Annotated in this window: 11 protein-coding genes; 5 read left to right on the plus strand and 6 right to left on the minus strand. The window is 64.6% G+C overall.

Annotated features, from left to right (window positions below; genetic code table 11):
• Positions 1–22: 22 nt before the first annotated feature.
• The 3 genes from ACVWWJ_RS21070 to ACVWWJ_RS21080 are packed head-to-tail and all read left to right on the plus strand — an operon-like array spanning position 23 to position 2976.
• Entirely contained in the window at positions 23–304 is a 282-nt protein-coding gene (locus ACVWWJ_RS21070; RefSeq protein ID WP_159890007.1) for a DUF2188 domain-containing protein, read from the plus strand.
• Between the two features lie 42 nt (positions 305–346).
• The gene (gene dinG, locus ACVWWJ_RS21075) at positions 347–2443 is read left to right on the plus strand and encodes an ATP-dependent DNA helicase DinG (protein WP_159890005.1); all 2097 of its coding nucleotides are present in this window, start codon (positions 347–349) and stop codon (positions 2441–2443) included.
• Positions 2440–2976, plus strand: coding sequence for a HutD/Ves family protein (locus ACVWWJ_RS21080; RefSeq protein WP_456969359.1), 537 nt, complete (start codon positions 2440–2442; stop codon positions 2974–2976). The genes dinG and ACVWWJ_RS21080 overlap by 4 nt, the downstream gene beginning before the upstream one ends.
• Before the next feature lie 149 nt (positions 2977–3125).
• On the opposite strand, the gene ACVWWJ_RS21085 is transcribed toward ACVWWJ_RS21080, so the two are convergent.
• Entirely contained in the window at positions 3126–3491 is a 366-nt protein-coding gene (locus ACVWWJ_RS21085) for a hypothetical protein (RefSeq protein WP_456969360.1), read from the minus strand.
• A 130-nt stretch (positions 3492–3621) separates the two neighbouring features.
• Here ACVWWJ_RS21085 and ACVWWJ_RS21090 point away from each other — a divergent pair, with 130 nt between their 5' ends.
• The gene (locus ACVWWJ_RS21090) at positions 3622–4158 is read left to right on the plus strand and encodes a lipocalin family protein (RefSeq protein ID WP_456969361.1); all 537 of its coding nucleotides are present in this window, start codon (positions 3622–3624) and stop codon (positions 4156–4158) included.
• A 3-nt stretch (positions 4159–4161) separates the two neighbouring features.
• Positions 4162–4557 carry a YchJ family metal-binding protein gene (locus tag ACVWWJ_RS21095; RefSeq protein WP_159889997.1) on the plus strand — a complete coding sequence of 132 codons (396 nt, stop codon included), beginning with the start codon at positions 4162–4164 and terminating at the stop codon, positions 4555–4557.
• A gap of 592 nt (positions 4558–5149) precedes the next feature.
• Here ACVWWJ_RS21095 and ACVWWJ_RS21100 read toward each other — a convergent pair.
• The 5 genes from ACVWWJ_RS21100 to gltB all read right to left on the minus strand — a co-directional run bounded on the left by ACVWWJ_RS21100 (position 5150) and on the right by gltB (position 13507).
• Positions 5150–5422: a hypothetical protein gene (locus tag ACVWWJ_RS21100; RefSeq protein ID WP_456969362.1), complete on the minus strand. Its 273-nt coding sequence runs from the start codon at positions 5420–5422 to the stop codon at positions 5150–5152.
• Between the two features lie 426 nt (positions 5423–5848).
• Positions 5849–6643 (minus strand): SDR family NAD(P)-dependent oxidoreductase, encoded by a 795-nt coding sequence (locus ACVWWJ_RS21105; RefSeq protein ID WP_456969363.1) that lies wholly within the window; start codon positions 6641–6643, stop codon positions 5849–5851.
• 119 nt (positions 6644–6762) lie between these two features.
• Positions 6763–7530: an NRDE family protein gene (locus ACVWWJ_RS21110; protein ID WP_456969364.1), complete on the minus strand. Its 768-nt coding sequence runs from the start codon at positions 7528–7530 to the stop codon at positions 6763–6765.
• Positions 7531–7622: 92 nt separating this feature from the next.
• Entirely contained in the window at positions 7623–9059 is a 1437-nt protein-coding gene (locus ACVWWJ_RS21115; protein ID WP_456969365.1) for a glutamate synthase subunit beta, read from the minus strand.
• Positions 9056–13507: a glutamate synthase large subunit gene (gltB, locus tag ACVWWJ_RS21120; RefSeq protein ID WP_159889987.1), complete on the minus strand. Its 4452-nt coding sequence runs from the start codon at positions 13505–13507 to the stop codon at positions 9056–9058. Before gltB ends, ACVWWJ_RS21115 begins: the two co-directional genes overlap by 4 nt.
• Positions 13508–13867 lie beyond the last annotated feature (360 nt).

The following is a 13867-nucleotide window of genomic DNA, read 5'->3' on the forward strand; positions in this document are numbered from 1 at the left end:
CCATCCCATAGCGAGGGTTTCCATGGCTTCCAGCTCCGCCCAACTGTTCATTCCGTACAGCGAATCGACACAGGGACCGTGGATCGTACGCCGTGCTTCCACGCCCCTCGGACGGTATGCCTCGCAATCCATGGCCATAGCCGCCGCCGAGGCGCTCGCCCCGGGGCTGTCCGACAGTCTTGGCCGGCCAGTCGAGATCCACGTCCAGCAAGTCGATGGCACGTGGGAAGAACACACCTACGTGGTCGCCGGCCTTGTCGCGGGCGGCGCTGTCACACCCGTCGGAATCAACCGTCACGCCTGAGCGTCGTGGGGTGAGACGGGTATGAGGTAACCTTGACCGGTTATGCTCACCGACGACACCAAAGGCGCAATCCGCGCCGCGTATGCGCGCCTGAAGGACGGCCTTGCGGGCTTCCGTGGGCGCGCGTCACAGTTAAAGATGATCGCCGAGGTAGCCAAAGCGCTTGCCGAGCCTGGCGGCGCCGCCGTGATCGAGGCCCCGACCGGCACCGGTAAGTCCATGGCGTATCTCATCGCCGGACTCGAAGTGGCCCGCGCGCAGAAGAAGAAACTGGTCATCGCCACGGCGACGGTTGCCCTGCAGGAGCAGCTGGTCCAGCGCGATATCCCGCAATACCTCACTCTTTGCGGAGTCGAGGCCAAGATCGCCCTCGCCAAGGGCCGTGCCCGCTACCTGTGCCCGCGCAACCTGCGCATGGCCGGCTCGGAGCCGACGGCCCAGGGCGGCTTCGAGTTCGACGCCGATGTGGCTTTGTGGGCACGTCCGCCTGCGGAACGGGACACCAAGGCCGTCGCGAAACTCAGCGCGGCGTTCGAGTCGCGCGAGTGGAACGGCGACATCGACACCAGCCCCGAGCCGCTGTCCGACCTCGTTCGCGGCATGGTGACCACGAGCGCCGGTGGCTGCACCGGGCGCAAGTGCGGCGCGTTCGCCGTTTGCCCGTTCTTCGTCGCCCGCCGGCTCATCGGCGAGGCGGACATCGTGGTCGCCAATCAGGACCTGGTGCTGGCCGACCTGACGATGCCGCGCGACGAAGACACCTTCGGCGGCGTGATCCTGCCCAAGCCCGAAGAAACCCTCTACATCTTCGATGAGGCCCATCACGTGCCCGCGAAGGCGATCGACCGTGGTGCGGCCGACGTGCACCTTGCCACCGCCGTGCGCCGCATCGGTCGCCTGCAGAACCAGATCCACGCCGCGTATTCGCTCACCGACAAGGAAAGCATCGGCAACCTGTCGCTCGAAGCGGGCGACGAGAAACTGATGCTGATGTCGGGCTCCCTCGAAGAGATCGAGCGCGAGATCCGGATGTCGTGGACGCCGTCGTCCAGCGAAACCGAACCCGTATTCCGCGCGTCGCTGGGCCAGCTTCCGGAAAACTGGAAGATGCATGCCGAGCACCTGCATCTGGTGACGAAAGATATCCAACGCTGGCTGCGGACGGTGCGCCGCACCGTGGTCGAAATGGAGGCGGGCGGCCCGACCCAGGAAGCCTTGTCGCGCGAGCTTGGCGTGGCACTGGAGCGCCTCGATCGCCAGGTGCGTACCTGGTACGCGTGGTCGTCCGACGACCGCGAGAACGCACCGCCGCTCGCGCGCTGGGTAACGATGACGCCCGAGCAGCAACTCGTCTGCCACGCTTCCGCCGTGTCCGCGGGCGGCCTGCTGCGCACGGTGCTTTGGGACAACGCGTCCGCTGTCGTCATGACCTCGGCCACGCTGAGCGCCGGCGGCAACTTCCGTGGTTTCGCCGATTCCGTCGGCCTGCCCAATGAGGCGGTGACACTGAGCCTGCCCTCGCCGTTCGACCTGGAAAAGCAGGCCACGCTCACCGTTCCCGCGTTGACGACCATGCCGGACGATCGCGAAGGCCATGCACGCGAGGTCTCCGGCTGGCTGGCGAAAAACCTGGACTGGGACGCGGGCAACCTCGTGCTGTTTACCTCACGGGCAAAGCTCGATCGTGTCCTGCAGATCCTGCCGATCGAGTTCGTGCGCAAGGTACGTGCGCAGGGTTCGCTATCGAAGGCGCAATTGATTGCCGAGCACCGCGAAGACATCGAAGCCGGCAAGGGCAGCACCCTGTTCGGCCTTGCTTCATTCGGCGAAGGTCTCGACCTGCCGGGCAAGCTCTGCGAAACCGTTGTCGTGACACAACTGCCCTTTGCCGTACCCACCGACCCAGTCGGCGCGACCTATGCGGAGTGGCTGGAATCGCGCGGGCGCAATCCCTTCATCGAAGTGAGCGTGCCGGATGCCACGCGCATCCTCACCCAGTATTGCGGCCGCCTGATCCGTACCGAGACCGATACCGGGCGTATCGTGCTTTTGGATCGCCGTGTGATCACCAAACGCTACGGCACGGGCATGCTGCGCGCCCTGCCACCTTTCGCCCGAAATATCGAGCGTGTCGCATGACGGTCATTCCCTTTGCCGAGCTGAAAGCCGTGCCGTGGAAAAACGGTCTCGGCATCACCCGCGAAATCGTCGTCGAACCACCCGGTGCGACGATGGACGATTTTCTCTGGCGTGTCAGCATCGCCGACGTCGATACGGCATCGCCGTTCTCGGCCTTTCCCGGCATCGATCGCACCATCGTCCTGCTCGACGGCGATGGCTTCACGATGACGCTGGACGGGAAACACAAGCACGCGCTGACGACGCCGTGCCTGCCCTTCACCTTCGCAGGCGAATCGGCTGTCGAGGTGGGGCTCGCCGGTGGCGTGACACGCGACTTCAATCTGATGGTCCGTCGCGGCAAGGCGCGCGGGACCATCGATGTCGTGCACGGCCCGGCCAGCGTCGATCCGACTGGCGTAGTGTTGATTCATATCGCAAAGGGAAGCGTGATCGCCGATGGCACTCCCTGCCAGACGGGTGATTCAGTCACCCATCCGCGAACCATCGAACTTGCCGCCGACGCCACCGCCCTGCTCGTACGCATCGCGTAGCCGATCCCCGCGATCAAGGTTTTCGCCAGCTCTCTGCAGGAACCGCTTCAGCGGCGATGTGGAAGCCGATTCGTCGGCGATGTGGGAGCCGCTTCAGCGGCGATCCCGCGGCAGCGGGCCAGTACTCCCCCGCCCTCAGCCCTCAGCCCTCAGCCCAACGACCGCTTCCAAAGCTCCACCGAGGCCAACTGGAAGCGCGCCGGCGGCACCCCCTCCTCCCACTTCTCGATGCCCGGGAAGTACTCGCGCATCACGTCGATCATCGGCGCAAAGCCGCTGTCCAGTTCCGACACCGCGAGCACGGGTTCACCGTCGATGTGAAAGAACACGAACACGGTGTCGCCCGCCAGGTTGTCCCGGTTACCCGCCTCGATGCGGCGAATCCGTTCCATCGGCACCTCGCGCGTGCGGAAGGCGCCCAGATGGACCACGACCACGCCCGACTCCTGGTCGAAATGGACTTTCGGCCGCCACGTGAGGTTTTCACGCAGGCGAGTCCATAGGGGTCGGGGCATTGTCTTGGGGCCCATCGCGGCGGTCTCTCCGATCATTCGCACCCCTGTATCGGCCGACGCCTCGCAAGATTTAATTGGAGTTCACCGCCGATAGGCATCGTAGGGAGTCCGCTCCACAGGATTTACCGCCATGCGCGAACTCTTCGCCGCCCTATCCCTGGCCATGGCCACGTCTACCGCGGTCGCCACGGTCCCCCTCGCCCCCGTTCCCGACCTCGACCTGGCCCGCTACGCCGGCACCTGGCACGAGATCGCTCGGCTCCCCATGTGGTTCCAGCGGAAGTGCGAAAGCAACGTCACCGCCCACTACGAACCTAAGCCCGACGGGACCGTCGCCGTGCATAACGCCTGCGTCACGGCCGAGGGCAAAACCATCGCCAGCGATGGCGTCGCCCGCCGCCCGGACAACTTCGCCCGGGGCAAGCTGGAAGTGCGCTTCGCACCCGCCTGGTTGTCGTGGCTGCCGATGGTCTGGGCCGACTACTGGGTGCTCGCCCTGGACGAAAACTATCAATGGGCGCTGGTCGGGCAACCGGGCCGGAAGTACCTGTGGATCCTCTCGCGTGATCCGTCGATGGATCGGGCGACGTTCGAGTCCCTGAAGAAGACGGCGACGGACATGGGCTATGACCTCGCGCCACTTATTCTGTCGGGGAAGGTGGACTGAGCCATGTCTACCTCGCCGAACACGCCGTGCCCTTGCGGTTCCGGCAAGCCCCTGCCGACGTGCTGTGGCCTCTGGCATGCCGGCGAACCGGCACCGACGGCTGAGGCCTTGATGCGTTCCCGCTACAGCGCTTACGTGCTTGGGCTGGAGGATTACCTGCTGGCTACCTGGCACGAAAGCACGCGCCCGGGAGCCCTCGATCTCGATGCGCAGTCGCCCAGGCCGACCTGGCTCGGCCTGTCGGTCAAGCGCCACGAGAACCCTGCCCCGGACACCGCGATCGTCGAGTTCGTCGCTCGCCTGCGCATGGGTGGCGGAAGCGCGGAACGCATGCACGAGACGAGTCGATTCGTACGCGAAGGTGGTCGCTGGTTTTATGTCGACGGCACGCTCGGCTGATCCTGCCTCCGCAACATCGGTATTCGTGCGAGTGAGTTATTCCTCAGGGCTCGTACGCTACAAATGTAGGCGTACGTAGCGCCGAAACAGCAGGTCCTTGGACGGTGCGTGAAGCTGTGCGCCTACCGCACGCCTGGACTCGGCGTGGGCATTGTGTTCAACACCGCGACTTTTCTACAGATTCCGACTCGCGACACCCACGGGTCGTCAGGACGAACAAAAATAGCGGCTTCAGAGGGCATCATGGACGCGCAAGATCGAACGCTATGATCGGCGTATGACGACTCATGACCAGAAATTCCATGTTCTGAACTTTCCTATTCGAGGCAGTAGCCTGACGAAGAGGCAGAGGATCTCGCTCGTGCGTAACGCCATGCGAGATCAATGTGCGAATACAGCCACTTCTGCGCAGATAACATCGAAACGCGCTGCGCAGAAGAAGCTCGAAGGGAAGTAAGTCGCGATGCATCGAGGAATCGACCGAGACCGGACCAGTGTGTTCATTAACTGTCCTTTCACCGCCGACTTCAGGCAGCTACACGAGGCGATGATCTTCACCGTGCTTGCCTGCCGCTTTCGTCCCCGATCCGCACTAGAGGCTGGGAACAGCGGCGATGTCCGCCTCGACAAGATTGTCCGCTTGATGAAGGAATCGGAGTTCAGCGTCCATGACCTGTCTGCCGTCGGCCTCGATGCAGCCAGCGGGCTGCCCCGATTCAACATGCCGTTCGAGCTCGGAATCGCCGTCGGCCTGAAGAAAGCAACCCGAACTTATGCTTCGCATTCCCTGCTGATACTCGAGCATGAGAAGTACGCCTCTCAAAAGTGCCTCTCCGACATTGCCGGCCAGGATCTTCAGGCGCATGGCTGGGATACTGCTCGCCTGATCCCAATAGTGCGGAATTGGCTGCGTACAGAGTCTCGTCGCACCGACATACCTGGTGGGACACGAATCATCATTGAGTACGCCAACTTCAATGCGAATCTTCCGCGCATGTGCATACGCGCTGACCTGGACCGCGACGCGCTCCCGTTTGTTGACTTGGTGGCCCTTGCACAGACGTGGCTACAGCAGGCTCGCTCTAGGCCGACGGCACGCCCGGCTCGGCCTTCTTCCGCCGCATGCGGTACCAGCGCCCGACGGACGGCATGAGGCAGGCGACGACGAACGCCGCAATAGCACTGAACATTCCTTTGATCCCTGTGCGCCGACCCAGGGTCGGCTATGGCGGGAATCTAGGTGTCATGTCCTCTATTGTCAATCGCCGTCCCTGGCGATCGACCGGCACGCTCAGATAATCGAGCGGGTCACGCCGCCGTCGACGCGGATCGCAGCGCCGGTGGTGCCAGAAGCCTGCTCCGACGCGAGGTACACCGACACGTTGGCCACTTCCTCGACGCTCAGCAGACGCTTGATCAGCGAGGTCGGGCGGTGAGTCTGGATGAAGTCGCGCTCGACCTCCTCCAGCGACTTGCCCTGGTCCTTGGCAATCTTGCCGAAAAAGTCGCTGACACCTTCGGACAGGGTCGGGCCCGGAAGGATCGCATTCACGGTGACGCCGGTACCCGACATCACTTCGGCCAGGCCACGCGAGACGCCAAGCTGGGCCGTCTTGGTCACGCCGTAGTGGACCATCTCGGCCGGCACCTGCACGGCGGATTCGCTGGAGATGAACTGGACGCGGCCCCAGCCGCGCTCGGCCATGCCCTTGGCATAGTGGCGAGAGAGGCGGACACCCGAGTTCACGTTCACTTCGAAGAAGCGCGTCCACTCCGCGTCATCGATGTCGAAGAAGCCCTTCGGCTCGAAGATGCCCAGGTTGTTGACCAGGATGTCTGTCTCCGGCACGGCCTTGATCAGGATAGCGGCGCCTTCGGCGGTACCAAGGTCGGCGGCGACGCCCTTGAGCTTCGCATTCGGCACGTCCTTGCGGATCGTCGCCAGGGCTTCGTCGACGCGGGCCTGGGTACGACCGGTGACGACGACTTCCGCGCCGGCGGCGGCGAGGCCGGTGGCGATGGCCAGGCCGATACCGGCGGTCGAGCCGCTGACGATGGCGCTGCGCTTACTGAGATCGATGTTCATGCTGGAGCTCCGAGGGAAAGGGATGAATGTCTGACCCACTCATCGTCGGGGCTACCCGGGCCTGGATCAATCGCCATTCAGGCAAAAGACTCTCGCCACTACGCCAAGAACGACCGCTTTCAGGTGCCGGCGAGGTCGTACCGGCTCTCGCCCTGTGGGACACCGTGGGGCCCGAAACGGCGCTCCGCGATAAATGTCCGGTCATCGTGGTCGACCAGGATCACCGTACTGGCGCGGGTACCGTACGTTTCGCCGGCTATGAACGCGCTCGAAAGGAACCGCTCGCGCTCGATGCCAATGCCCGTGTCGGGAAGCACGTCGTCAGGCCATTCGCCCTTGTCCGCGAGTAGGGCGAACAGGGCATCGATGTCGGAATCGGTATCCGCAGCCACCCAGGCAGTGAGATTCTCAACGAGCGCTTGGGTCTTCGGCCAGGGCGCATTGAAGTCCGCGTTGCTCAGGCCATGCACGCCCGCGTCGACAAGCTGGGCTCGCGCGTTGGGATGGTTGCCGAGGTAGTAGGCATCGTCGTGGTCGAAGGTCAGCAGGTTGAAGGGGCGATAGCCCTTGGCGCTGGGCATGAGCTCGATGGCATGGGTGCGCGCCGGCACGTTTGAGCCGAGATAGTCCGCGACCAGCAACCCGCGCGAGAGGCCGCTGTGGTCCGCCGTCATGTCGCGCACGTTGGTGATCACACTGACCCTTCCATGTGGCGCGACGCCGGCCCACGTGCCGCCAGCCTCGAGATCGCGCCCCGCGATGACATCGGGCGCTTCATCCCACGGCGCAAGCGGTGCCGTCGGGCGCGCATGGAATTCGTCGCGGTTACCGACGAGCACCAGTCGCCAGCGCGGATGGACATGCCAGGCGAAGGCGATCAGGCACATGGGCGGGGAATGTCCCAAAGGAGCATGCGCCCATTGTGCCCTACCCGTCGCCGCAAGGTCTTGCCGACAACAGCGACCGGTGAGTTGACCGTCTAGACCGCCACCTTGAGAGCCAGCTTCGACGTCGCCAGCATGAGTGCGATGGAACCGGCGGCTTCCCGACCGTCGTAAACCGCACGCACCACGAGGTCCGCACCGCGCACGTTGTCGCCACCGGCAAAGATGCGCGGGTTGCTCGTCTGCAACGGCAGGCGCCCCTCGCCACCGGCGACGATGCGGCCGCTGCGATCGCGCTCGATACCGAAGGCATCACACCAGTCCGGCGGACTCGGCTGGAAGCCGAAGGCCTGGATCACCACGTCCGCACGCAGGTCGGTTTCGCTACCTGCGACGTTCTGCGGACGCGGGCGTCCGTCACCATCGTCGACAAGCTGGGTCTCGACCACGCGAACCGCCGTGACTTTGCCACCCTCGCCGACCAGCGCGATGGGCTGCTGCTGGAACAGGAAACGCACGCCTTCCTCGCGGCTGTAGCCGACTTCGCGACGCGAACCCGGCATGCTGGACTCGTCGCGACGGTAAACGCAGGTGACCGACGCCGCACCGAGGCGGATGGCGGTGCGATTGCAGTCCATGCCGGTGTCGCCGCCACCGAGAACGACGACATGCTTGCCAGCGAGGTCGTATTCCGCCGAAGGCTCCTCGTCACGCAGCAAGCGTTCCACGTTGGCGATGAGGAAGGGAAGTGCGTCATGCACACCGCCAAGGTCGCGGCCTTCGAGCTGGCCGTCGACGTACTTATAGGCACCCGTTCCGACGAAGACGGCGTCATAGTCGGCAAGCAATTCGTCGAACGCAATATCGCGACCGATCTCAACACCGAGATGGAAACGCACGCCCATGCCTTCGAGCACCATGCGCCGCGTGCGCACGACGGACTTGTCCAGCTTGAAGGGCGGAATGCCGAACGTGAGCAGGCCACCGATCTCGTGCTGGCTGTCGTAGACGTCGGCGGCGATGCCAGCGCGGCGAAGGCGGTCGGCACAGGCAAGGCCCGCCGGGCCGGCACCCACGATGGCAACGCGCTGACCGGTTTCGCGCACGCGCGAAAGATCAGGACGCCAGCCCTGGCGAATCGCTTCGTCAGTGACCCATTTTTCAACACTGCCGATCGTTACCGCACCGAAATCACCCTGCTCCAGCGTGCATGCACCTTCGCACAACCGGTCCTGCGGGCAGACACGCCCACAGATCTCCGGCAGCGGATTGGTTTCGTGCATGAGCGTCGCTGCTTCAAACAGGCGACCGTCCTGGACAAGCTTCAACCAGTTCGGAATGTAGTTGTGCACCGGGCAGGCGTGTTCGCAATACGGGTTGCCGCAATCGATGCAGCGCTCCGATTGCGAGGCGGCTTCGGAAGGCGCGAATTCACCGGATATCTCACCGTAACCGAGCACGCGAACCGCCACGGGCACGGTGCGCGGCGTCTGCCTTGGTACTTCGAGGAAACGGAAGTCCTTCGCGCTCATGCCGCACTCCGGAGTTCTTCAGCCAGGGCATCGAGGCTGGCAGCTTTCGGTTTCACCAACCAGAAGCGCTGCAACAGGCCACGGAAATCACCGAGGACCTTACGGCCCCAGGCTGAGTCCGTGAGTTCCGCGTGGCGGGCGATGAGCTGGCGCAGGTGCTGCATGTAATGTTCCATGCCTTCATGCGAGATACGCACGATATCCACGAGTTCGTGGTTGTAGCAGTCGACGAAGTTACGTTCGGTGTCGAGTACGTAGGCGAAGCCGCCGGTCATGCCCGCACCGAAGTTGAGGCCGGTACGCCCGAGCACCGCGACGACGCCACCGGTCATGTACTCACAGCAGTGATCGCCCGCGCCTTCGACGACAGCGAGCGCGCCGGAGTTACGCACGGCGAAACGCTCGCCCGCCTGGCCGGCGGCGAACAGCTCACCGCCCGTTGCGCCGTAGAGACAGGTGTTGCCGATGATCGAGGCTTCCTGGCTGGCGAATGGCGAGTCCGCAGGCGGCCGGATGATAAGGCGACCACCGGCCATGCCCTTGCCGACGCCATCGTTGGCTTCACCGACCAGATCGATATGCACGCCGGATGCGTTCCACGCACCGAGGCTCTGCCCGGCCGATCCGGTCAGGTGCAGATGAACCGGCTTCTCCACCATGCCTACGTCGCCCCAACGACGGGCGACGTCGCCTGACAGCCGCGCGCCAATGGCGCGGTCCGTGTTGGCGATGTCGTAGCGGAACGTACCGCCCAGCGCATCGGCGACCACGGCTCGCGTGTCCGCGGAGATACGGCTGGCCAGTGTCGCGGGATCGCGCATGGGATTGCGCGCGAAGGTGCAGGCGAAGTCGACCTTCTCGCCCATGCCGTCTTCCGTGATCAAGGGGCTGAGGTCGAGGCGATCCTGCACGGCGGTGACACCATCGCGCTGCTCCAGGCGACTGCTCTGGCCGACAAGTTCTTCCAGGGTGCGAACACCGAGGCGCGCAAGATGGCGACGCACGTCTTCCGCGACGAAGCGGAAGTAGTTCATCACCATGTCCGGCAAGCCGAGGAAGTGCTTCTGACGCAGCACGGGATGCTGCGTCGCGACGCCGGTGGCGCAGTTATTGAGATGGCAGATGCGCAGGTACTTGCAGCCGAGCGCCACCATCGGACCGGTGCCGAAACCGAAGCTTTCGGCACCGAGCATGGCGGCCTTGATCACGTCCAGGCCGGTTTTCAGCCCGCCGTCGGTCTGCAGGCGAACGCGGCCACGCAGGTCGTTGAGGCGAAGCGTCTGCTGGGTTTCGGCCAGACCGAGCTCCCATGGCGTACCAGCGTACTTGATGGACGTGAGCGGGCTTGCACCTGTGCCACCGTCGTGGCCCGACACCGTGATCAGGTCCGCGCCGGCCTTCACGACCCCGGCGGCGACGGTACCCACACCCGCGTGCGAGACGAGTTTCACCGAGATGAGTGCCTTCGGGTTCACTTCCTTGAGGTCGTGAATCAGCTGGGCAAGATCTTCGATCGAATAGATGTCGTGATGCGGAGGCGGCGAGATGAGGCCGATACCCGGTTTGGCGTAACGCAGGCGGGCAATGGTCGCGTCCACCTTGTGTCCGGGCAGCTGGCCACCTTCGCCCGGCTTGGCGCCCTGGGCTATCTTGATCTGCAGCACTTCGGCATTGACCAGGTAGGTCGGCGTCACCCCGAAGCGGCCCGAGGCAACCTGCTTGATCTTCGACGCGCGGTCGGTGCCGTAGCGGGCCGGATCTTCACCGCCCTCGCCCGAGTTGCTGCGGGCACCGAGCCGGTTCATGGCGATCGCCAGGGCCTCGTGCGCCTCCGGCGACAAGGCGCCGAGCGACATACCGGCCGAGTCGAAGCGCTTCAGGATGCTTTCCACCGGCTCGACCTCGTCCAGCGGAATGGACGTGCCTTCGCGCGGCACGAGCAGGTCGCGCAGGGCGGAGGGCGGACGCGCATCCACGTAGTGCGCGTACTTCGCGTAGTCGTCCCAGTCGCCCGTGCGTACCGCCACCTGCAGGCTCGCGATCACGTCGGGGTTATACATGTGGAACTCGCCGCCGTGCACGTACTTGAACAGGCCACCGGCGCGCAGCGCGTGCGCTTCGTCCCAGGCTTCAGCCGCCAGCAGGCGTTGTTCTTTCTCCAGATCATCGAAGGTCGATCCGCCGATGCGCGACGGTGTACCCGGGAAACAGATGTCCACGACATCGCGCGACAGGCCGACGATCTCGAACAGCTGGGCGCCGCGGTAGCCGGCCACCGTGGAGATACCCATCTTGGAGAGGATCTTCAGCAGGCCCTTGCGGATGCCGCGACGGTAGTTTCGACCGATCTCGCGTGGCGCGCCTTCGCCATTACGGATGTGACCGCTGCGACCCATATCGAACAGGCTCTGGTAGGCCAGCCACGGGTAGATCGCCGTGGCGCCGAAGCCGAGCAGGCAGGCGAAGTGATGCGGATCGCGCGGCGTGGCCGTCTCGACCATGATGTTGCACTGACATCGAAGGCCCGAGTCGACCAGGCGCGCATGCACGGCGCCGGTGGCCAGCAGCGAGTGGATCGGTAGCAGGTCGCGACGCGGATAGCGGTCGCTCAGGAAGACGATTTTCACGCCCGCACGCACTGCGGCTTCGACGGCATCGCAGATACGCAGCAGCGCCTGCTCCAGTGTTTCGTCGCTGCCGTACATGAGGTCGAAGCGCGGTGTATCCGCGTACTCGGCGTTTGCGAGAATCTGGCGCAGCTTGCGCTGCGAGAGGATCGGCGAGTTGAGCAGGATCTGTTTCGCGTTCTCCGGACCGAGGTCGAAGATGTTCCGTTCCTGGCCGATCTGCGTCACCAGCGACATCACCAGCCGCTCGCGCAGCGGATCGATCGGCGGGTTGGTGACCTGCGCGAAGCCTTGGCGGAAGCGGTCGAAGAGCGGACGGATCTGCCGCGACAGCACGGCCATCGGCGTGTCGTCGCCCATGGAGCCGGTCGCTTCCGCTTCGGTTTCCGCGAGTACCTTCAGCACGGACTCGCACTCTTCGCGCGAAAGGCCGAAGAGTTTCTGGTAGCGGCGCAGTTCATCGGCGGGCAAGGGCTCGGCGGCGAGGCTCGGATCGATCAGATCGGATTCGAGGTAGGTGACGCCGTCGCGCAGCCAGTCGCGGAACGGCGCGCGCTTGCGGTTGATCGCATCGATGTCGGCGTCGCGAAGCAGACGATGTTCGAGGAAATCGACGGCGATCATCTCGCCCGGTGCAAGGCGGCCCTTGGCGACGATACGCGCGGACGGGACATCCCAGAGGCCTGCTTCGGAAGCGACGATCAGGTGGTTGTCGTCGGAAAGCGCCCAGCGCGCCGGGCGCAGGCCGTTGCGATCGAGCGTGCAGGCCGCATAGCGACCGTCGCACATCACGAGGCCGGCTGGGCCATCCCATGGCTCGCTGTGCAGTGCGTAGTACTCGTAGAAGGCAGCGAGATCTTCGTCGATATCCTCGCGTGCCGAGTAGGCCGGCGGCACGAGCACGCGCATGGCGGTGAGCAGGTCCATGCCGCCCATCAGCAATACTTCGAGCGCGTTGTCGAGGCTTTCAGAATCCGAGCCGCTCTGGCGTACCAGCGGACCGATGTCCGACAGATCGACCAGCTCCGAGCGCATGACCGACGTTCGCGCCTGCATCCAGCGGCGGTTCGCACGAATGGTGTTGATCTCGCCATTATGGGCGAGCAGGCGAAACGGCTGGGCGAGACGCCACTGCGGCGATGTATTGGTCGAGAAGCGCTGGTGAAAGACGACCGCGTCGGCCACAAGGGCCGGATGTTTGAGGTCGGGATAGACATCGCGCAGGTGCCCGGGCGCGGCCATGGCCTTGTAGCCGACGACTTCACCGGAGAGCGAGACGACGTAGAACTGCTTGTCGTCGGCGAGTGCGAGTTCCGCCCGGCGACGCGCGTGGAACAGCTTCGCTTCGAACTGCGCGGGCGTGAGATCGCCTGGTGCATCGACGAAGATCTGGCGAACGCGCGGCATGGACGCCGCGGCGAGCGGACCACAAGCGGCTTCATCAACGGCGACATCGCGCCAGCCAGCCACCTTGAGGTTCACGGCACCCAGTTCGGCCTCAAGCACGCCGGCGGCGCGGTCATCGCCTTCCGGATCGAGGAAGACGACGCCCGCCGCGAAATGCGTGGCGAGCGAAATGCCGGATTCGCGCGCAAGCGCGCGCAGCCATTCGACCGGGCGGCGGATCAAGACACCGCAGCCATCGCCGCTGATTCCGTCAGCGTTGACGCCGCCACGGTGCGACAGCTTGCCCAGTGCCGAAAAAGCCGTGTCGACCAGCGCCGAACTGGCGTGGCCGTCTATTTGCGCGACGATACCGAAGCCGCAGCTGTCGTGTTCGAACGCCTCATCGTAGAGGCGCGGAGTGCCTTGCTTCACCATCCGCCTCCTGGGGCATAAGGTTGTGCTGGGGATCTGGCGAGCACGTGGCCCCGCGACCTGGACCGGTCGACCATCACGTGCGCGCAAAGGACTAGCGGCCCACTTTAGTCACATTTGCCGCGCTGCGTCAAAGCGTTCGGACGTCCAAACGGAAAGCGAACGGAATTCTCACGGCACGGGGGTCGAGACCAGTCAGAAGAAACGGGCTGAGGAGGCGGCTGGGAAGGCGTACCAGCACAGATAGTTTCGTGTGAGACGAATCGCCGCTGAAGCGGCTCCCACATACCGCCGCCCAAGCCTGCCGAGCCGCGATTCCCCTTTGGGAGCCGATTCATCGGCGATCCGCCGGCAGGCGGCCAG

Source organism: Luteibacter sp. HA06 (assembly GCF_054061215.1).